Origin of the sequence: Bradyrhizobium sp. WU425 (genome assembly GCF_021052305.1) — a bacterium.
Lineage (GTDB): Bacteria > Pseudomonadota > Alphaproteobacteria > Rhizobiales > Xanthobacteraceae > Bradyrhizobium > Bradyrhizobium canariense_D.
On sequence record NZ_CP088089.1, the window covers coordinates 6,260,775 to 6,280,436 of the forward strand.

General features: G+C 64.3%; 16 protein-coding genes. 2 read left to right on the plus strand and 14 right to left on the minus strand.

Annotated elements, in window-relative coordinates:
• Window positions 1–122 precede the first annotated feature (122 nt).
• From BcanWU425_RS30305 to BcanWU425_RS30365, 13 genes are all read right to left on the minus strand, one after another.
• Window positions 123–314 (minus strand): hypothetical protein, encoded by a 192-nt coding sequence (locus tag BcanWU425_RS30305; RefSeq protein WP_018454989.1) that lies wholly within the window; start codon window positions 312–314, stop codon window positions 123–125.
• Between the two features lie 222 nt (window positions 315–536).
• On the minus strand, window positions 537–947 hold the full coding sequence (locus tag BcanWU425_RS30310; protein WP_085361302.1) for an acyl-CoA thioesterase: 411 nt from the start codon (window positions 945–947) through the stop codon (window positions 537–539).
• A 51-nt stretch (window positions 948–998) separates the two neighbouring features.
• Window positions 999–3,095, minus strand: coding sequence for a 3-hydroxyacyl-CoA dehydrogenase NAD-binding domain-containing protein (locus BcanWU425_RS30315; protein WP_204513813.1), 2,097 nt, complete (start codon window positions 3,093–3,095; stop codon window positions 999–1,001).
• A gap of 2 nt (window positions 3,096–3,097) precedes the next feature.
• Complete coding sequence (locus tag BcanWU425_RS30320; protein WP_018454992.1) at window positions 3,098–4,381, minus strand: acetyl-CoA C-acetyltransferase; 1,284 nt, start codon at window positions 4,379–4,381, stop codon at window positions 3,098–3,100.
• A complete protein-coding gene (locus BcanWU425_RS30325) occupies window positions 4,381–6,648 on the minus strand; it encodes an acyl-CoA dehydrogenase (protein ID WP_204513812.1) in 2,268 nt (755 codons plus the stop codon). Before BcanWU425_RS30325 ends, BcanWU425_RS30320 begins: the two co-directional genes overlap by 1 nt.
• A gap of 176 nt (window positions 6,649–6,824) precedes the next feature.
• On the minus strand, window positions 6,825–7,448 hold the full coding sequence (locus BcanWU425_RS30330; protein ID WP_204513811.1) for a flavin reductase family protein: 624 nt from the start codon (window positions 7,446–7,448) through the stop codon (window positions 6,825–6,827).
• Window positions 7,449–7,626: 178 nt separating this feature from the next.
• The gene (locus BcanWU425_RS30335; protein WP_018454995.1) at window positions 7,627–8,226 is read right to left on the minus strand and encodes a TetR/AcrR family transcriptional regulator; all 600 of its coding nucleotides are present in this window, start codon (window positions 8,224–8,226) and stop codon (window positions 7,627–7,629) included.
• Between the two features lie 34 nt (window positions 8,227–8,260).
• Window positions 8,261–11,398, minus strand: a complete 3,138-nt coding sequence (locus BcanWU425_RS30340; RefSeq protein ID WP_204513810.1) for an efflux RND transporter permease subunit — start codon at window positions 11,396–11,398, stop codon at window positions 8,261–8,263.
• A gap of 179 nt (window positions 11,399–11,577) precedes the next feature.
• A complete protein-coding gene (locus BcanWU425_RS30345; protein WP_204513809.1) occupies window positions 11,578–12,684 on the minus strand; it encodes an efflux RND transporter periplasmic adaptor subunit in 1,107 nt (368 codons plus the stop codon).
• Between the two features lie 218 nt (window positions 12,685–12,902).
• Window positions 12,903–14,234, minus strand: a complete 1,332-nt coding sequence (locus BcanWU425_RS30350) for an MFS transporter (protein WP_231188817.1) — start codon at window positions 14,232–14,234, stop codon at window positions 12,903–12,905.
• A gap of 145 nt (window positions 14,235–14,379) precedes the next feature.
• Complete coding sequence (locus BcanWU425_RS30355; protein ID WP_231188818.1) at window positions 14,380–15,543, minus strand: winged helix-turn-helix domain-containing protein; 1,164 nt, start codon at window positions 15,541–15,543, stop codon at window positions 14,380–14,382.
• Between the two features lie 108 nt (window positions 15,544–15,651).
• Complete coding sequence (locus tag BcanWU425_RS30360) at window positions 15,652–15,900, minus strand: hypothetical protein (protein WP_007595197.1); 249 nt, start codon at window positions 15,898–15,900, stop codon at window positions 15,652–15,654.
• Window positions 15,901–16,019: 119 nt separating this feature from the next.
• A complete protein-coding gene (locus BcanWU425_RS30365) occupies window positions 16,020–16,265 on the minus strand; it encodes a hypothetical protein (RefSeq protein WP_018455000.1) in 246 nt (81 codons plus the stop codon).
• Between the two features lie 514 nt (window positions 16,266–16,779).
• On the opposite strand from BcanWU425_RS30365, the gene BcanWU425_RS30370 reads away from it, so the two are divergent.
• The gene (locus BcanWU425_RS30370) at window positions 16,780–17,421 is read left to right on the plus strand and encodes an OmpA family protein (RefSeq protein ID WP_018455001.1); all 642 of its coding nucleotides are present in this window, start codon (window positions 16,780–16,782) and stop codon (window positions 17,419–17,421) included.
• A 57-nt stretch (window positions 17,422–17,478) separates the two neighbouring features.
• On the opposite strand, the gene BcanWU425_RS30375 is transcribed toward BcanWU425_RS30370, so the two are convergent.
• Window positions 17,479–18,909 (minus strand): phospholipid carrier-dependent glycosyltransferase, encoded by a 1,431-nt coding sequence (locus tag BcanWU425_RS30375; protein ID WP_085352672.1) that lies wholly within the window; start codon window positions 18,907–18,909, stop codon window positions 17,479–17,481.
• Window positions 18,910–18,960: 51 nt separating this feature from the next.
• Between BcanWU425_RS30375 and BcanWU425_RS30380 the strand changes: the two genes are divergently transcribed.
• Window positions 18,961–19,662, plus strand: coding sequence for a FecR family protein (locus tag BcanWU425_RS30380; protein ID WP_204513808.1), 702 nt, complete (start codon window positions 18,961–18,963; stop codon window positions 19,660–19,662).

Here is a 19,662-nt window from a genome sequence, read left to right on the forward strand (position 1 = left end):
ACGACCCCTCATCCGGCGCTACGCGCCACCTTCTCCAACAAGGCGAGAAGGGAAGGCAGAGTTCGCGGCAAAAGATTCCCACCTCTCGGGCCACACGCGGCCCGGAATGACCCGCGGGAGGACTAAGCCGCTTCCTTCACATCACCGTTAACCAGCTTGCGCGCGGCGCGCTCGGCTTCGCGGGCGTTGCGGAAGAGCTGGCCTTCGAGACGGTTGAAGCGGCTGGACGAGGCGAAAAAGCAGTAGCCTCCCTGGGAACGAACGACGATACCTGCGGTCTGCGAATCGACTTCGATGATGTAGCTGTCCGGCATGGTCCGTGGATTCCTCAGTGCGGGCAAACAACGGCAGTTCTGCCCAAAGGTTCCTGGGCATTTTGACGCCGTTTCCACCCCGGATCGACACGCGACGGAGTACGCCGGGACCTCATCCGTTTTATGACTGGTTCTTGGCAAAGCCGCGGCGGCGGGACTCAGTCGCGCCGCGTTTGGTGTTGCCGCACGCATCAGACAGATGAGGCGCAACGCCGCGTGCGATTACGTCGCGATCGCGGTGTCGGTCGGGCGAACCGGCTGCGGGCGGCCGTGCTCGTCGATCGAGACGTAGGTGAAGTTGCCGTCGGTGACGAGGAACGGTTGCTGCTCGCCGCGGCGCAGCGCCCATGCTTCCAGATGCACGGTGATGGAGGTGCGCCCGACGCGAACGAGGTGGGCGTGGACCGAAACGAGATCGCCGACATAGACGGCCTTGCGGAAATTCATCGCCTCGATGGCGACAGTCACGGTGCGCGACTTCGCGACCTTTGACGCAAACACGCCGCCGCCGACATCCATCTGGCTGAGCAGCCAACCGCCGAAGATGTCGCCGTTTGCGTTGGTGTCGGCCGGCATCGCCAGCGTGCGAATGCAGAGATCGCCGCCCGGCCCGGCATCGGCTTGCCCGTTCATGCCGCTCCCGCTTGAAGATTGCTCACTTGAATCTTGCTCACCTGAAACTGCTCACTTGAAAGTATCCCAGCCCGGATCCGGCGCAAGGCGCTCGCCGAATCTTCCGGCCAGCGCGCGCAAGGTGGATACGACATGATCGACGCCACGCGTGCGCGCATAATTCAACGGGCCGCCACGGAACGGTGCATAACCGGTGCCGAAGATCATGGCGCCGTCGACCATGTCGGCATCATCCACGATACCCTCGCGAAGCGCCGCGACGCAGACGTTGGACATCGGCAGCACCAGGCGGTCGATCATCTGGTCGGTGACGCGCGGACCGGTCTCGGGCAACGGCGCCTTCTCGGCCTTGCCGTCACGCCAGACGTAAAAGCCCTTGCCGGTCTTGCGGCCGAGTTCGCCCTTGGCGACCTTCTCGCGGAGCCAGGCCGGCGTCGGCGGCAGCAGATCGCCGAACTTGGCGCGCAGCATGTCGCCGACATCGAGACAAATGTCGAGCCCGACCTGGTCGGCCAGTTCGATCGGCCCCATCGGCATGCCGAACTGCTCCGCGGCGGCGTCGATCAGGCGCTGGTCGATCTTCTCGTCCAGCATCACCATCGCTTCCAGCATGTAAGGCGTCAGCGCGCGGTTGACGAGGAAGCCCGGCGAGCTCTTCACCGGCAACGGCAGCCGATCGATCGCGCCGACGAAGGCGAGTGCCTCCTTCAGCACCTGCGTATCGTTACCGTCATGGCTGACGACTTCGACCAGCTGCAACCGCGACACCGGGTTGAAGAAGTGAAGGCCGACCAGCCGCTCCGGCCGCGCCAGCGTGGTGCGCAAATCCTGCAGCGGAATGCTCGACGTGTTGGTCGCGAGGATCGCGCCCGGCTTCATTCGCGGCTCGAGGCCGGCATAGACCTTCTGCTTGAGCTCGAGCTTCTCCGGGACCGCCTCGATGATGAGATCGGCGTTGCGGACGCCCTCCCCATCCATGTCAGGCATGAGGCGATCGAGCGCGTCGCGCACCTCGGTCGGCTTGCGGATGATCTTGCCGTAGAGCTCGGCGGCGCGCTTGACTGCGCCCGCGATCGGCTCCGCCTTCATGTCGGCGAGCGAGACGCGCACCCCCTGCCCCGCGCACCAGGCCGCGATGTCGCCGCCCATGGCGCCCGCGCCGATGACGTGGGCATGCCTGATCGTGTTGCCGGAGCCTGCCGCTTTCTTCATCTGCTCGCGCAGGAAGAACACGCGGATCAAGTTCTGCGCGGTCGGCGTCACCATCAGCTTGGCGAACGAGGCCTGCTCTGCCCCGAGCATCGCGGCCTTGCTGCCGCCATGGGTCTCCCAGAGATCGATCAAGGCATAGGGCGCCGGATAATGCTCGCGGGACGCGGCCTTCGCCGCCTCCGATCGCATCCGTTTGGCCAGCAGCCCGCGCACCGGGCCGAAATTCGCCGCACGCGTCAGAAAACCCGGCCGCGCCCGCTTGAGGCGGCCGAACAGCGCATCCTTGACGGCATTGCGAACGTGGCGCTCCTGCGTCACGGTATCGACGAGGCCGAGCGATCTGGCGCGGCGGGCATCGATGGTGCGGCCGGTCAGCATCAGGGCCATCGATTGTGTCGGATTGACCAGCGCAGTGAAACGCGCGGTGCCGCCGAGACCGGGATGTAGCCCCAGCATCACCTCAGGGAAGCCGAAGCGCGCGCCGTCGATGGCGATGCGCGATTGGCAGGCGAGCGCGACTTCGAGCCCGCCGCCGAGGCAGAAGCCGTGGATCACCGCGACCGTCGGCAGCTTCAGCACTTCAAGATGATCGACCACCGCATGGGCGGCGCGGATCCGCGTCTCCACCATCCCGGCATCACTGGCGCCGCGAAATTCGTTGACGTCGGCGCCCGCGATGAAGCCGGACGGCTTTGCGGAGCGGATCACGAGGCCGGCAGGGCGCTCGGTCTCGATCGCCGCCAGCACGGCGTCGAACTCCTCCATCACCTCCGAGGACAGCGTGTTGGCGCTGGCGTCAGTGCGGTCAAACAGCAGCCAGGCGACACCGTCGGCGTCGCGCGTCAGCTTGAAGTGCTTGTAGGGACGATCGGCGGCGGGCTTGGGCCCGAGCTCCAGCACGCGGTCGCCGAGCGCGGTCATGATCCTGGAATCCATGGTCATACCGCCTCGATCAGCATGGCGCCGCCGAGCCCGCCGCCGATGCACTCGGTGGCAACGCCGCGCCGCGTGCCGAGCCGCTTCATGGTATTGACGAGATGCAGCACGATGCGATTGCCGGACGTGCCGACGGGATGCCCGAGCGAGATAGCGCCGCCATCGACGTTGAGTTTGTCGCGGTCGACCTCGCCGGCAGCGCCGTCCAGTCCCAAAATCTCGCGGCAGAACTTGTCGTCATTCCAGGCGGCGAGGCAGCCGAGCACTTGGGTGGCGAACGCCTCGTTGAGCTCCCAGGTCTCGACGTCCTGGATGGTGAGATCATTGCGCTTCAGTAGCGGCGTCGCCGACATCACAGGACCGAGACCCATGATGCTTGGATCGAGTGCGGCCCAGTTGCTGTCGACGATGACGGCCTTCGGCGTCAGCTTGTGCCTGGCGACCGCTTCGTCGGACGCCAGGATCACCCAGGACGCGCCATCGGTGATCTGCGAGGAATTGCCGGCGGTGACCTGGCCCCAGGGACGCTCGAACACGGGCCGGAGTTTTGCGAGCCTCTCGGCCGTCGAGTCCGGACGCACGCCATCATCATGGTCGAAGAATTTTCCGTCGCGGGAGAACGCGGTTTCGACTTCGCCCTTGAGAAAACCTTCCGCCTGCGCATGCGCGAGCCGGCGATGGCTCTCGGCGGCATAGGCATCGGACTGCGCACGGGTGATGCCGAAGAGATGGCCGACGACTTCGGCCGTCTGGCCCATGTTGAGATCGGTAATAGGATCGGTCAGCCCGCGCTCGAGGCCGATGATCGGTTTGAGATAGCGCGGCCGCAGCTTGAAGGCCGCGGCAAGCTTCGCGGCGACGCCCTTGGCGGTGGCGAGGCCGGCGAACCAGCGCACGCCGGAATTGGGCCAGACCAGCGGCGCGTGGCTCAAGGCCTCGGTGCCGCCGGCCAGGATCATGTCGGCATGGCCCTCGCGGATGTAGCGGTACGCGGTGTCGATCGACTGCATGCCGGATCCGCAATTGATCTGAACGGTGAAGGCGACCATGTCCTCGCCCATGCCGAGCCGGAGCGCGGCGACGCGAGCCGGGTTCATTTCGTCCGCGATCACGTTGACGCAGCCGAGGATGACCTGGTCGAAGGTATCAGGCGAAAACGGCTGACGCGCCAGCAGTGGCCGGCCGCATTGCACGGCGAGATCGACCGGCGTGAACGGCCCCGGCCCCGAACGCGCCTTCAAAAACGGCGTCCGACTGCCGTCGACGATGAAAACCGGTCGTGCCATCAGCTCGCCGCCCTCTGTTCACCGAGTTCCTGGAAGAACTGATGCACGTCGCCGGTTTTCTTGTAAATCGGCGACAGCGCCTCCGGCGCAAAATCGTCGACCTCGATCACCTTTGTAACGGCTTCGCGGGCCGCGGCCAGCTGCTCGCCCTCCGCCTGCGTGATCACACCCTTGGCCACCGCATCCTTCCAGTCGCTCAGATGAGCCGCGCGCATGCGCCTGGCGATGGCGTCCGTACCTGCGATCAGGTTGAACGCGCGCTCCAGCCGGGCGAAGCCGCCATCGTCGTCGACATAAGCGAGATCGGGCGTGAGGCGGTCGCGCGCGGCCGACGGCTCCAGCACGAGGCTCGCGCATTGATGCACGACCCGGTCGGAGGGACCCAGCACGCGGGCGCCGAAGGGCTGGACCACGAATTTGAGGATGCCTGCGACGAAGCGGTTCGGCAGATTGGCGAGAATCTCGGCAAGCCGGTTCTCGATGGTCCGAAAGCCCGTCGCCATGCACCATTCGAGCGCGGCAAAATCCTCCTTCTGCCGGCCCTCGTCCTGCCAGCGCTTCAGCGCGGCAGAGAGCAGATACAGCTCGGACAGGATGTCGCCGAAGCGCGCCGATAGCATCTCTTTGCGCTTGAGCGCGCCGCCGAGCGTCAACAGCGCCATATCGGCGCAGAGGGCAAAAGCCGCCGAGTAGCGCGAGAGCTGACGATAGAATGGTCTGGCGTCACCCGCATCGGGTGCAAGCGCGAAGACACCAAAGCTCCAGCTCCGGCCGAACGCGCGCAAGAGTGTCTCGAAGCTGTGGCCGACATGTTTCCAGAACACCTTGTCGAAGGCGGTGAGCCCGCGCTCGCGATCGGCATCGGCAAGCGCATTCATCTCGTCGAGCAGATAGGGATGGGCGCGGATGGCGCCCTGTCCGAACACGATGAGATTGCGGGTGAGGATATTGGCGCCCTCGACGGTGATGCCGACCGGAACGGCGCGGTGGAGATTGCCGAGATAGTTTTGCGGACCGTCGATCACGGCCTTGCCGCCATGGATGTCCATAGCGTCGTCGACCGCGGTGCGCATCCGCTCGGTCGCGTGCAGCTTCATGATGCCCGAGATGACGGCGGGATGGATCCCGGTATTCAGTGCCGCGCAGGTCAGCCGTCGCGCCGCGTCGAGCTGATAGGCAGTGGCGACAATGCGGGCGAGCGGCTCCTCGACGCCCTCGAATTTGGAGATGGAGATGCCGAACTGCTCGCGGATGCGGGCATAGGCGCCGGTGGTGCGGGCGGCATAGGCGGCGCCGGCGGCGGAGAGCGACGGCAACGAGATGCCGCGGCCGGCGGCGAGCGCCGTCATCAGCATCTTCCAGCCCTGCCCCAGCCGCGCCTGGCCGCCGATGACGTAGTCGAGCGGAATGAAAACGTCGCGGCCCCAGTTCGGACCGTTCTGGAAGACCTGCATCGAGGGCAAATGGCGTTTGCCGATTTCGACGCCGGGAAGATTGGTCGGGATCAGCGCCACGCTGATGCCGAGCTCTTCCTGGTCGCCGACGAGATGATCGGGATCATAGGCCTTGAAGGCGAGGCCAAGCAGCGTCGCGACGGGGCCGAGCGTGATGTAGCGCTTGTGCCAGTTGAGCTTCAGGCCCAGCACCTCCTGGCCCTCGAAGGTGTCTTTGCAGATGATGCCGGTGTCGACCATCGAGGCGGCATCAGAGCCGGCCTCGGGGCTGGTGAGGCCGAAGCAGGGAATGTCGCGGCCATCGGCAAGACGCGGCAGCCAGCGCTGCTGCTGCTCCTTCGTGCCGAAGTGCATCAGGAGCTCGCCGGGGCCCAACGAGTTCGGCACCATCACCGTCACCGCGGCGGCGATCGAGCGGGTCGATATCTTGCGCACCACTTCCGAATGCGCATAGGGCGAGAAGCCGAGGCCGCCGAACTCCTTCGGAATGATCATGCCGAAGAATTTTTCGCGCTTGACGAAGTGCCAGACATCGGGCGGCAGGTCGCGCCATTCCCAAAAGATCTTCCACTCGTCGAGCATGGCGCAAAGCTCGTCGACGGGGCCGTTGAGGAAGGCCCGCTCCTCTTCGGTCAACGTTGCCTGCGGGACCTTCAGCAGCTTCGACCAATCGGGGTTGCCGGTGAAGAGATCGGCGTCCCACCAGACGTCGCCGGCCTCCAGCGCCTCGCGCTCGGTGTCCGACATCGCCGGCAGCACGCCGCGCGCCCAGGAGAAAATCGGCTTGGTCAGGGTGTCGCGGCGGAAGCTCATGGCGGACCTCATGCATCGGCGCGGTGATCGGGCATTTTAGCGGAAAGTGGCCGGCGGCGGTGAAGACTTCGCCTGCGGAAAGACGCGAATTGACGCGGCCGGGCAGCCGCCCAGGGGCCATAACGGCCGAGGCGTGGTGGCAGTTCCGGGAGGGGATGGCTTCGCGGTCGGCCGGTCTAATCCGGCCGCACCATCTCGAACATGTTTTCCGGCTTGATTTCGAAATAATCCCCGCTGCGGCCGGCGCGTACGATCGGGCGGGCGGCGGCGGTCTGGTAGACGCCGTCCTTGATCATGGCCTTGTCGATGTGGACGGCAACGACCTCGCCGAGCGTCAGCCAGGCATTGGCTTCCTTGCCGTCGGCGCCCTTGAGGCGGACGATATCGGACACCTTGCATTCGAAGGCGACGGGACTCTCGCCGACGCGCGGCACGTTGACGAGCCTGCCGGGCACGGCGGTGAGGCCCGCAATTTTGAACTCGTCGACCTCAGGGCCAACATGCGCCGCAGTCGCGTTCATGTGCCTGGCCAGGTCCATAGTGGCGAGGTTCCAGACGAACTCGCCGGTCTGCTGGATGTTTTCGACGGTGTCCTTCCAGTTGGTGGAGGAGAAGCCGATGATCGGGGGGACGTAGCAGAACGCGTTGAAGAAGCTGTAGGGCGCGAGGTTGACGTGGCCGTTGGTGTCGCGCGACGAAATCCAGCCGATCGGCCGCGGCGCGACGATGGCGTTGAAGGGATCGTGCTTGAGGCCGTGGCCCTTGGCGGGCTCGTAGAAGTGCAGGTCTTTGTCGGTCACGCGCTGTTTCCTTCTCGTCATTGCGAGCGCAGCGAAGCAATCCAAAATCCCTCCGCAGAGACAGTCTGGATTGCTTCGCAAAGCTCGCAATGACGGAGTTTGTTGATCCGTCCTTGCCCGCCATCAGCCGTCATTCCGTGGCGGTCGGCCTGCTTATAGGAGGAAATCCGCCGCCGCGTCAGTGGCGCGGGGACAATCCCGCGATGACGAAATCGATCATCTGGTCGATGGTCGGGCCCGGCTTGGTAGCGCACTGGGCGATCATCTGGGGGTGGAAAAAGCGCATCATCGCGGTGCAGGCGCACAGCGCAGCCAGTTGCAGGTCCGGCGCCTCGAACTCGCCGGAAGCCACGCCTTGCGTGATCATCTGGCCGATGACCCCGGCAATGCACTCCATGTGGTTGACGCAGACGTCCCAGTCCTCCTGCATCGCGATCTCGACCATCTCGTGCAGCTTATTGTCGCCGACATAGCGCTCGGTGTTCATGCGATTGATGGTGGTGAGCAGCTCACGGAATCGCGGCAGTACCGGACCGGGCCTGGCCACGATCCGCTGCGCTTCCAGCTCGACCTCGCCCATTAGCGAACGGGCCACCGCCTGATGGATCGCCTTCTTCGATTCGAAGAAGCGATAGACGTTGGCGGGGCTCATCTTGAGCTCCTTGGCGATGTCGCCGACCGTGGTCTTGAGATAGCCGATCTGGCGGAACAGCCTCTCGGCCACCTCGAGAATGCGTTCCCGGGTGTCGCCTTCGATATGTTCCGAAACCAGTGTCATCTGTCAGACTCGTCAATCAGCAGTTCATCTTCACTTATTCAGCCGCCTCAGCAAGCGGAATTGCGTTCTGGTCATCGCTCCCATGCTGCGGCGCGGCAGGCTGCTCGGGCGTGCCCGCCTCATCCAGGCTCTTGCGGAACCAGAGGGCGTAGAGGCCCGGCAGGTACAGCAGCGTCAGGAAGGTCGCGACGAACAAGCCACCCATGATGGTGATCGCCATCGGCCCCCAGAACGCCGAGCGCGACAGCGGGATCATGGCGAGGATGGCGGCAAGCGCCGTCAGCACCACCGGACGGGCGCGGCGGACGGTGGCCTCCACGATCGCCTCGCGGCGGGTCAGGCCGTGCGAGACGTCGGTCTCGATCTGATCCACCAGGATCACGGCGTTGCGCATGATCATGCCGGCAAGCGCGATCAGGCCGAGCAGCGCCACGAAGCCGAACGGGGCGTTGGCGATGTTGAGCCCGAACGAGGCGCCGACAATGCCGAGCGGCGCGGTCAGGAACACCAGGATCAGGCGCGAGAAGCTCTGCAGCTGGAACATCAGCAGCGTCAGCATCACCATGACCATCAGCGGGAAGAGAATGAAGATCGAGGCGTTGCCCTTGGCGGATTCCTCGAACGCGCCGCCCGCCTCGATGCGGTAGGCCGGCTCCAGGTTGTCCTTGATCGCCTTCAGCTTCGGCGCGATCTGGCCGGTGACGTCGGGCGCCTGCACGCCGTCGACGACGTCGGAGCGCACGGTGATCGCCATGTCGCGGTTACGCCGCCACATGATCGGTTCCTCGTGCGCATACTCGATCTTGGCGATCTGCTGCAGCGGCACGGCCACGCCGTTGCGCGAGGTGATGGTGAGATCGCCGACGGCGCCGAGGTCGAGCCGCTCGGACGAGACGGCGCGCGCGACCACGCCGACCTTTTCGATGCCGTCGCGCACGGTCGTCACCTGCGAGCCCGAGATCAGCATCGACAGCGCCTGCGACACGTCCTGCGGGGTCAGGCCCATGGCGCGTGCGCGATCCTGGTCGACGACAAGCTTGAGGTAAGGCGACTGCTCGTTCCAGTCGAGCTGGACGTCCTTGACGCTCTTGTTCTGCCGCATGACGTCGCGGACCTGGTAGGCGATCTCGCGCACCTTGTTGGCGTCGGGTCCGATGACGCGAAACTGCACGGGAAAACCAACGGGGGGACCGAAATTGAAGCGGTCGACGCGCACGCGGGCCTCGTTGAGCGCGCCGTCGGCAACGGCGTTTTCAAGCTTGGCCTTGATGCGCTCGCGCGCCTCGACGCCCTTCGCGACGATGACGATTTCGGCAAAAGCCTCGTTCGGAAGCTGCGGATTGAGGCCGAGCCAGAAGCGCGGCGAGCCCTGTCCGACATAGGCCGTGTAGGTCTCGATGTCCTTGTCGTCCTTGAGCATGGTCTCGGCCTTCTTCACCGCCTTTTCGGTGACGTTGAAGGCGGTGCCCTCGGGCAGGCGAAGCTGGAGGAACAGCTCGGGACGCTCGGACAGCGGGAAGAACTGCTGCTGGACGTGGCCGAAACCGACGATCGAGGCGATGAAGACGCCGACGGTCGCGACCACCACGGTGATGCGGTGGTCGACGCACCACTGCACGATGGCGCGCAGGCCCCGATACATGCGGGTCTCGTAGACCGCGTGCGGATCGTGATTGTGGTGCACCTTGATGTTGGGCAGCAGCATGACGCCGATATAGGGCGTGAAGATCACCGCCACGAACCAGGACGCGACCAGCGCGATCGCCACGATCCAGAAGATGCTGCCGGCATATTCGCCGACCGCGGAATTGGCAAAGCCGATGGGGAGGAAGCCAGCGGCCGTGACCAGCGTTCCCGTGAGCATCGGAAACGCAGTGGATTCCCAGGCAAAGGACGCCGCACGCATGCGGTCCCAGCCCTGCTCCATCTTCACCACCATCATCTCGACGGCAATGATGGCGTCATCCACCAGCAGGCCGAGCGCGATGATCAGCGCACCGAGCGTGATGCGGTGCAGGTCGAGCGACATCGTGTTCATGACGACGAAGACGATGCCGAGCACCAGGGGCACCGACAATGCGACCACGATGCCGGTGCGCCAGCCAAGCGCCAGGAACGACACGAACAGCACGATGACGAGGGCTTCCATGAAAGAGTGTACGAACTCGCCGACCGCGTGCTCGACCACCTTGGGCTGGTCGGCGATCAGTTTGACGTCGACGCCCTGCGGCACCGCCTTCATGAATTCAGCCGTCGCCTTCTCGACCTCCTTGCCGAGATCGAGGATGTTCGCGCCCTTGGCGGTGACGACGCCGATGCCGATCGCGGCCTTGCCTTCCTGGCGCACGATGAAGCTCGGCGGGTCGACATAGCCATGGGTGACGGTGGCGATGTCGCCGAGGCGGAACACGCGGCCGTTGCTCTCGACCGGGGTTTCGGCGACGGCCTTGGCGCCGTCGAGCGCACCGGTGACGCGCAGCGGCACGCGCTGCGACGAGGTCTCGACCGTGCCGGCCGGCGTCACGTTGTTCTGCTTGGCGAGCGAATCGAACAGCGCCTGCGGCGTGATGCCGAGCGTGGCGAGCTTGGCATGGCTGAACTCGACGAAGATGCGCTCATCCTGGTTGCCGTAAACGTCGACCTTGGTCACGCCCGGCACCTTCAGAAGGCGCTGACGGAAACCTTCCGAGACCTTCTTGAGCTGGGCGTAGTCGGCGCCGTCGCCCGTCATCATGTAGAGGATGGAATCGACGTCGGAGAATTCGTCGTTGACGACGGGCCCGAGAATCCCTGCGGGCAGCTGGCCCTGCACGTCGACCAGCTTCTTGCGCAGCAGATAAAAGAGATACGGCACGTCCTTCGGCGGCGTGGAATCGCGGAAGGTCACCTGGAGCGCAGTGAATCCGGGCTTGGAATAGGTCTGCACCTTCTCGAAGTAGGGCAGCTCCTGGATCTTCTTCTCGATGGGATCGGCGACCTGCGCCTGCATTTCCTGCGCTGTCGCGCCCGGCCACAGCACGGAGACGTTGACCACCTTCACCGTGAAGAACGGATCCTCGGCGCGACCGAGCTTCTGATAGGAGAAGAATCCGGCGACGCCGAGTATGAGCATCAGGAACAGGATCAGCGTCGGATGGCTGACGGCCCAGGCCGAAAGATTGAAGCGCTTCATCGCACTCTCCAAAGATGATCCGGTTGCAAAAAACCACAGCCACTCTGTTGAACGCGTCGTCGCGAGGCAGCGAAGCAATCCAGGGGGCTGGGCAGGTTCTGGATCGCTTCGCCGCTTCAGCCCCAGCATTTGCGCTTGGGCCGAAACTCACCTCACACGACGTAACTCGTAAACGAGACTTAAAAGGACAGTGACGACACGACCCGTACCTTCTGGCCCGGATCGAGCTTCTGAACGCCGAGGGCAACGATCTTGGCACCCTCTTCGACACCACCGGTGATGACGACGTCGTTGCTCTCGTAGGACTTCACCGTCACCGGCTTCAGCGTCACCCCGCCGTTGTCGTCGACGACGTAGAAGGACGGCTTGTCGCCTTCGTTGAACAGCGCCGACAGCGGCAGCCGCGCGACGCGCTCGGTGGCAGCGTCCGACAGAGTCAGCGTCGCCGTCATGCCGAGCGAGACCTTGTCGTCAGCCTCGGCGAGGGAGAATTTTGCGAGATAGGTGCGCGTGGCGGGATCTGCGGTGGGCGCGATCTCGCGCAGCCTGGCCGTATATTTCTTGCCCGGCTCCGACCAAAGAGTGACGCTGGCGGCGCCCGATTTGGCACGTCCAACCAGCGTCTCAGGGATCGCGACGACCGCTTCCCTTTCGGCAAAGCGGGCGACACGGATCGAGGTCTGGCCTGCGGCAACCACCTGGCCGGGCTCGATCAGTGTTGCGGTGACGACGCCACGGGCGTCGGCGTTGAGCGTCGCGTAGGAAAGGGAATTCTTGGTCAATTCGACCGAGCGCTCGGCCCGGTTCAGACGGGCACGGGCCTCGTCGGCGGCGGCGCGGCTCGAATCCAGCTGCGCGTCGGTCGTCCAGCCCTTGGCCCTCAAATCCTTGGCGCGCTGCTCGGCGGCGGCGGCCTGGGCCAGCACGCCGGTCGCAGCGGTCTGCTCGGCGACGGCTTGCTCGGCCTGGAGCTTCAGATCGACCTCATCGAGGACCGCGAGCGGCTGACCGATCTCGACGGTCTGGCCAACTTCGACCAGACGCTTGGCGACCTTGCCCGCGACCCGAAAGCCCAGATCGCTCTCGATCCGCGGCCTGATGGTGCCGACGAAGCTGCGCTCGGGCTTTTCGGCATCGTAGTGGGCGGTGGCGACCAGGACCGGCCGCGGCGGGTCGGCGTTTTCAGCGACGGTGTCATTGCACCCAGCGAGGGCGGCAGCCATCAGCGCCAGCGAAACACCGGCCAAGAGCCTCGAATAGCTGGATAAAACGGATCGGACGAACATCGGAGGACACTCCCTCGGCTGCAATGAGAGGAATGTCGACTAATCACTGATGAAAGTCAATAATCGTCAGTCATCAGGAAAGCGTGATCGTTAAGAGGTGGTAACCTCCCCGCTGCCCTTGGCGGAAAGCCCGGACTGTTGGAAGAGAGCTCGCGCCGCGGCCCCAGAGGGACCGCGCGGAAATGGGCCCTGGCTTTCGCCAGGGCGACATTTCGAGGCTACCGCCCCTGTTCGGCGAACTCGTGCTTGCTGTCGTGGCCACCGATGAAGACCAGGATGCCGGCGATCAGCGGCAGCACCGCGAGCACGAGCAGTCCGGTCGAGGTCTGCCCGGTGGCTTCCTTGACCCAGCCGATCAGATACGGTCCGCCGAACCCGGCGAGATTGCCGATCGAGTTGATCAGAGCGATGGCGCCGGCCGCCGCCGTGCCGGAGAGCCAGGCCGTCGGCAGGGTCCAGAACACGCCGAAGCAGCAGAACACGCCGATCGCGGCAACCGTCAGCACGATCATCGTCAGGGTGGGGTCGGTGAGATAGCTGGAGACGCCGAGAGCGACGGCGGTGAGCAGCAACGGCGCGCCGACATGCATCACGCGCTCGCGCGTGGCATCGGAATGCCGCGTCCACAGGATCATTGCGATGGTGCCGAACAGATACGGAATCGCGGTGACGAAGCCGGTCTGGGCGTTGGTGAGGCCGAACGCCTTGACGATCTGCGGCAGCCAGAACTGCATGCCATAGAGCGCGCCGACGAAGCCGAAATAGACGAGGCTCAGCATGATCACCTTAGGTGAGGTCAGCGCCTCGCCGAGCGACATATGCTTCACCGCCTGCTTGGCCGCGATCTCGGCATCGAGCTTGGTCTTGAGCCAGGCCTTCTGCTCGGCCGAGAGCCAATCCGCCTTCTCTGGCCTGTCGGTGAGATAGAACCAGGTGACGATGCCGAGCAGCACGGAGGGAATGCCCTCAATGATGAACAGCCACTGCCAGCCCTTCAGGCCCATGGCCCCGTCGAGGCCGAGCAGCAGGCCAGAGACCGGCGCGCCGATCACGGTGGAGACCGGAACGGCGATGGCGAAGGCCGCGAGGAAGCGGGCGCGATATTCGGCCGGATACCAATAAGTGAGATAGAGGATGATGCCGGGGAAGAAGCCGGCTTCGGCGACGCCGAGCAGGAAGCGCAGCACGTAGAAGCTCGTGACCCCGCTCGTGAGCGCCATCAGCGCCGAGATGATGCCCCAGGTCACCATGATGCGGGCGATCCAGCGGCTGGCGCCGAACTTCTCCAGCGCCAGATTGCTCGGCACCTCGAAGATGAAATAGCCGATGAAGAAGATGCCGGCGCCCCAGGAGAAGATCAGCGGCGTGAATTTCAGCTCGGCATTCATGGTCAGCGCGGCGAAGCCGAGATTGACGCGGTCGAGATAGGAGAAGAAATAGGCCAGCACCAGGAACGGGATCAGGCGCCAGGAGATGGCGCGGATCGTCGAGGTCTCGATTTCCGACTTGGCTGCGCCGGTCGAACCGGCATAGGTCGTGGTCTGGCTCATGGCTTCCCCCGGGTTGTTGCTTTTATGGGCTGATCCGGGGTTTTGAGCATCGCCGCGAAAGAGTCAATGGAGCAAGCAATGCAAGGGGCGCAGCCGGCCACCACGTTGCGCTACGACAGAGCTCGGTGATCCCCGCCGCGCACAACTACTCTGCCAATTGAAACTTCGCAAAGCGATCGAGCTCCTCCTCGATCTTCCGTTTGAGCTCCTTGCGCCCCGCGGTCTTCTTCCCCTCGCCGACCCAGGTCCATTTCTGCATCAGCAGCTTCTTCGCCTGCCGATCGGTCTTCAGATCGAGCGCGGCGACGATCTCGTCGCCGACCAGCACGGGCAGCGCGAAATAGCCGAGCTTGCGTTTGGCCTTCGGCACATAGGCCTCGAACAAATGGTTGTAACCGAAAATGAGATTGGTGCGCTTGCGCTGGATGATCAGCGGATCGAACGGCGACAGGATATGGACCAGATCCGGCGGCGCGCACTCGCCCGGCTCGAGCGCAGCCGGCACTGCCCAGTGCTCCTGCTTGCCGGCACCGTCGATGGCGACAGGCACGAGCTCGCCACGGCGGACGCGCGAGCCGATCAGGGCAGCCACCGCCGGCTTGCGCGGCGCGTTGAGATGGCAGACCGAATCGAGGCTCACGACACCTTGCGATCGCAGCGCGCGATCGAGCAGATAGACCGTGATGTCCTTTGCCGACGCCGGCTTCGGCAGCTTGTCCCAGCCGAAATGGCGCGTCATCAGCTCATAAATCTTGAGCATGCCCTGGCGCTCGCTGACGGTCACGGCACCCATGTAGAAGGCGAGCTGCAATGCCCGCTTCGAGGGTTTTCGGCTTTGCCAGAGATGCTCCTTCTCGGTGAGCACGTCGTCCTCGATGTCGCGGATCGTCAGCGGGCCGGCGCGCACCAGCCGCATCACCTTGCGCATGTCGGCAGGTTTCACCGAGGCGAACCATTTGTGCCCCTCGCGGCGGTGCTCGCACATCGCCGGCAGGAAGAAGCGGAAGTCGCCGGCCGGCACGTAAGACAGCGCATGCGTCCAATATTCAAAGACGCTCTTGTCGACGCTCTGGGCATGGCGCAGGTCGGCGCGCCGGTAGGACGGAATCCGGCTGAACAGGATGTGATGATGGCAGCGCTCGATCACGTTGATGGTGTCGATCTGCACATAGCCGAGATGGGCGACCGCGTCGGAGACGGCTTGCGCGCCGTCACCGAACGGCGCGCGCTCGTCCAGCCGCTGGGCATGAAGCCAGATTTGCCGGGCCTGTGTCGTGGTGAGTGGAATCGGTTTGGGCGCGCGGGACATTGCGGAATGCAGTGTAGCGGGATTCGCATCCAGCCAAGAAGCCGATCCAGGAGCGGACAAGGAAAAACCGCGCCGCCATCTGCTGACAGCGCGGTCGGAAGGCGCTTGCTACTTCATCGACATGGCCTTCTGCGCCTTCATGTAATGCATGCAGGCGCTTTTCATCTTGCCGTTGCTCATGTCGGTGTTGGCCATGGCCATTTCCTTGTTCATGGCCGTCTTGGCCGGCGTATCCGCCGTGCCGCCCATCATGGCGGCGGACTTCATCATATTGTCGCTGGTGCACGCCATCATCGCGGCAGATGCAGGGGAAACGGCGAACGCGACCAAAGCTGCAGCTGTGAGCAAGATTTTCATCGAAAAGTCTCCTCCGTAAAACGAAACCGGCGTCATGTCGGCCTTCGCAATACGTATTCTCCCGCGAAGACGTTTCGTGGAGAAGACAATTTCTTGCTGCGGTGCGAAGACGGCAGGACTCAGCGGCCGGCTTTCGGGGCTTTGGACCGGTCGCCGACGCTGCCTGTTGCGACATCGGGTTCGCACGAGGCCTTGCCGCGCTCCTCCGCCTGGCAGCGATAGACGTTGCCGGTGAGACGATCGACCAGCCACATGTTCTCGTCGGTCGGCGCTTGAAGCCCGACATAGCGGGAGGTCAGCCCCGTGATTAGTGTCGACAGCAAGATCGCCACCGCGATCATCGCCGCCCCGATATAGATGGGCATGGAGCTCAGGGACACGGTCCGATCCGGCGGGCCATTGCGATAAAACTGGTAATCACTTGGCCTCGGCACTGGGTGGAACTCAGCTCCCTTCGTTTGCGCTTGTTGGAGGCTGTGCCCTGCTAGGCGTCCATCTGGCCGAAAAATTGTTCACAGACAGGCCAACACGCGACGGCTTTGCGACAATCGGTGAGCATGGGTTTCCTTGAGTGAACCGGCCCCCCGCCGCCCGAGCGGCACCTCGGCGCGGCGGTCCTCAGTGATGCGGATCACGACAGGACTGCGACGGCTCGAACCATCGCCGGAGAGGTGTGCGACCACTTCTCTTCCCGCGCTGGCGCCCCTCCTCGGAGCGGACCGCGGGTCGGCTCTCTATGAACCGAAACCGCTTGAAATACGCTGCCGTGGTCCAGGACGGCCCCGTTTCCACCGTGACCAAGATCACACCAGGGCTTTTGAACCTGCCCTATGCTCGCAGCATCAAATAGCCATCAGGCGTCACAACGAGGATACGACAATGACCCGTTTCAATAACTCTTTTGCACTGAAGGCGGTGACCCTCTCGGCAATTCTGTCGATGACAGCCGGCTTGGCTATGGCCGGCGACGGCAATGTCTCTACCAACCAGATCCTGGATGCACTGAAGCCGAAGCCCGTGACCCGGGGTCTGTCCGCAGGTCCGCAGGTTGATCCGGCGGTCCAGGCCAAGGAATCGACGTTCCTGAACACCGTGCGCAACCGCTCGACGCGGTCGCTGTCGACGGGCGAGCGCGAGCAGATTGCCGAGCTCGCCGCGACCAAGCCGAAGATCGATCTGGAGATCCAGTTCGACTACAACTCGGCCGACATCGCCAAGACGTCGGTGCCGTCGGTACAGGCGCTCGGCAAGGCGCTGTCCGATCCCTCGTTGAAGGGCTCGACCTTCGTGGTCGCCGGCCACACCGATGCGGTCGGCACCGAGGCCTACAATCAGGGGCTCTCCGAGCGGCGGGCCGACACCATCAAGAAATACCTGGTGCTGAACTACGGTCTCACCGGCACCGATCTCGTCACCGTCGGCTACGGCAAGACCAAGCTGAAGGACGCCGCCAACGGCGCCGACCCGATCAACCGCCGCGTCCAGGTCGTGAACATGGACACCAAGACCGCGTCGAAGTGATTCCGAAATTGTCGCCCATCAAGACGCCGCCTGCCGTTCTCCCGGCGGGCGGCGATTTCATATCCAGCTTTGGAAGAGCATCAGCCGATTGAAGGTCTGCATCGATGTGCCGACGAAGGCCGCCGAGATCGGCAGCATGGCGGCAAAGCCGATCGCGACGACCCCGACATAGGCCCACAACAGCCAGCCCGGTAGACCGTCCCGCCGCAGCACGTAGACCAGCGCGAGCGACGCCACGGTCGCAGCCGGCAGATAGTAATAGATGAAGGCGAGCGTACGCGGCAGCAACGCCCAGGCGAGCCAGGACCCGAAATAGAAGACCGCGATCAGGAACGCATCCCGGCGACGCGCGACGACGAAATCGCGCAGCACGACGGCGAGCGCGAGCAGCGTCGGCCACAGCACCAGGGGGTTACCGAGAAAGACGATCGCGGAGACATTGTCGTCCACGGTCTTGTCGAACAGGAACCACACCGGGCGCGCGAGCAGCGGCCATGACGGCCAGGCGCTCATATAAGTGTGGCCGGCGATGGCAGTGGTGGTGTTGTCCGCGAAGATCCGGCGCTGCGCCTCGACCAGATCCGGCAGCGACACGCCGTAGAGTGGGACGAAGGCCGCAAGATATGTCATCGCGGGCAGGACAGTGAAGCAGAGCACGACGTGATGTAATCTGAAGTCGGGCCAGAGATCAGGCCGGTACCAATCCCCCGGCTTCGCGTCGGCAAACAGGGTGTGCCAGCCCTGCATCAGGCGGATCACCGCGACGATGACGATGCAGATTCCGAGCGGAAACAGGCCGCTCCATTTGCAGGCGGCCGCACAGCCGAACAGGCTGCCGGCAGCCGCGAATAATGCATGGGGACGATCCTTTCGAAAGCCATGCATGAAGGCGGCAATCGCGAGCAGGCCGAAGCCGAGTGCAAAAATGTCGAGCATCGCGACGCGCGCCTGCACGTACAGCATCTGGTTGCAGGCGGCGATCAGCGCGGCGGCGATCGCAGGCCCTTGCGCGGCGAACAGCGCGAGGCCGCACAGATAGATCGCGACGATCGCGAGCGCGCCGAACAATGTCGCGGGATAGCGCCAGCCCAGCGCGCTGTCGCCAAAGGCCGCGATCGATAGCGCGATCAGCTCTTTCGCCAAAGGTGGATGCATTGGATTGAGCATCGATTGCGACACCGCTGGTGCCAGCATCTGCCGCGCCGCCGGCACGTAGTGCACTTCGTCGAAGACGAACTTCTCCGGCGTCGTCAGGCCAATCAGCAGGGCAAGATGCGCGACCAGGAAAATCGCGACAGCAATCACTGCGCTCCGCGACACCTTCGGAACCGCAGGCAAGTCAAGTCGCGTTTGTGGGGATGTCTTGCGTGGCAATTTTGCGTCACCGCGGAGAATAATAGAGATCGCGGTTTTCATTGAACGCATTCTGCCGCAACTGTCACTAAGCATAACGCAGGTCTCGCGCTGCTTGTGATAATTCCGCCACATCGCAAGCGCGCGTGATCCGGTACGATCAGGGACACATCGATCGGTTGCGAAATGAATTTGCGTTTCTGGCTTTTCTCCACGCTGTTGTCGACCCTCTTGTGCGCGGCCCCTTGCGCCCAAGCCCAGACGCGCGTCGGTGAAGCCGTCTTGATCCAGAATGAAGTCGTTCGCGTGGCCTCGACCACGACCCCGATCAGCGTCGGCGACAGCATGCTGCGGGACGAGACCGTGCGCACCGGCGCCGGCAGCGCGGCTCGCTTCGTGATGGCCGACAGCACCAATCTGTCGCTCGGTCCGAGCGCCACGCTCAAGCTCGACCGCACCGTCTTCAACGACGAGCACAGCTATCGCGACGTCGCGATCCGCATGACGACCGGCGCATTCCGTTTCGTCACGGGACATTCCGAGAAGACCGCCTACAAGATCACGACCCCGCTCGCGACCATCGGCGTGCGCGGTACCACTCTCGATATCCTGTCCCAGCGCGGCCGCTCGGTCGTCGTGCTGCAGGACGGTGCCGCCAGCGTCTGCACGACGAGCCAGCAATGCGTGCAGCTCACCCAGCCCGGCGACACCGCAATCATCACCTCGGCCGGCGGCAAGATCTCCATCAGTAAGACCAATACGCCGCCCTGGACCTTTGCCGCGACCTGCGCCGCGAGCGCGGGACTGTGCGCGGTCAGCCAATATGCGGAGGCCTCGCCGACCGTCACGCCCGCCATCCATGACGACGGCATGCTGTGCGGACGCTGA

Coding starts and splice junctions, on each gene's coding strand:
- BcanWU425_RS30305 (WP_018454989.1), bottom strand. CDS start 314: ATGCCGGACAGCTACATCATCGAAGTCGATTCGCAGACCGCAGGTATC.
- BcanWU425_RS30310 (WP_085361302.1), bottom strand. CDS start 947: ATGAACGGGCAAGCCGATGCCGGGCCGGGCGGCGATCTCTGCATTCGC.
- BcanWU425_RS30315 (WP_204513813.1), bottom strand. CDS start 3,095: ATGGATTCCAGGATCATGACCGCGCTCGGCGACCGCGTGCTGGAGCTC.
- BcanWU425_RS30320 (WP_018454992.1), bottom strand. CDS start 4,381: ATGGCACGACCGGTTTTCATCGTCGACGGCAGTCGGACGCCGTTTTTG.
- BcanWU425_RS30325 (WP_204513812.1), bottom strand. CDS start 6,648: ATGAGCTTCCGCCGCGACACCCTGACCAAGCCGATTTTCTCCTGGGCG.
- BcanWU425_RS30335 (WP_018454995.1), bottom strand. CDS start 8,226: ATGACACTGGTTTCGGAACATATCGAAGGCGACACCCGGGAACGCATT.
- BcanWU425_RS30340 (WP_204513810.1), bottom strand. CDS start 11,398: ATGAAGCGCTTCAATCTTTCGGCCTGGGCCGTCAGCCATCCGACGCTG.
- BcanWU425_RS30345 (WP_204513809.1), bottom strand. CDS start 12,684: ATGTTCGTCCGATCCGTTTTATCCAGCTATTCGAGGCTCTTGGCCGGT.
- BcanWU425_RS30350 (WP_231188817.1), bottom strand. CDS start 14,234: ATGAGCCAGACCACGACCTATGCCGGTTCGACCGGCGCAGCCAAGTCG.
- BcanWU425_RS30355 (WP_231188818.1), bottom strand. CDS start 15,543: ATGTCCCGCGCGCCCAAACCGATTCCACTCACCACGACACAGGCCCGG.
- BcanWU425_RS30360 (WP_007595197.1), bottom strand. CDS start 15,900: ATGAAAATCTTGCTCACAGCTGCAGCTTTGGTCGCGTTCGCCGTTTCC.
- BcanWU425_RS30365 (WP_018455000.1), bottom strand. CDS start 16,265: ATGCCCATCTATATCGGGGCGGCGATGATCGCGGTGGCGATCTTGCTG.
- BcanWU425_RS30370 (WP_018455001.1), top strand. CDS start 16,780: ATGACCCGTTTCAATAACTCTTTTGCACTGAAGGCGGTGACCCTCTCG.
- BcanWU425_RS30375 (WP_085352672.1), bottom strand. CDS start 18,909: ATGTGGCGGAATTATCACAAGCAGCGCGAGACCTGCGTTATGCTTAGT.
- BcanWU425_RS30380 (WP_204513808.1), top strand. CDS start 18,961: ATGAATTTGCGTTTCTGGCTTTTCTCCACGCTGTTGTCGACCCTCTTG.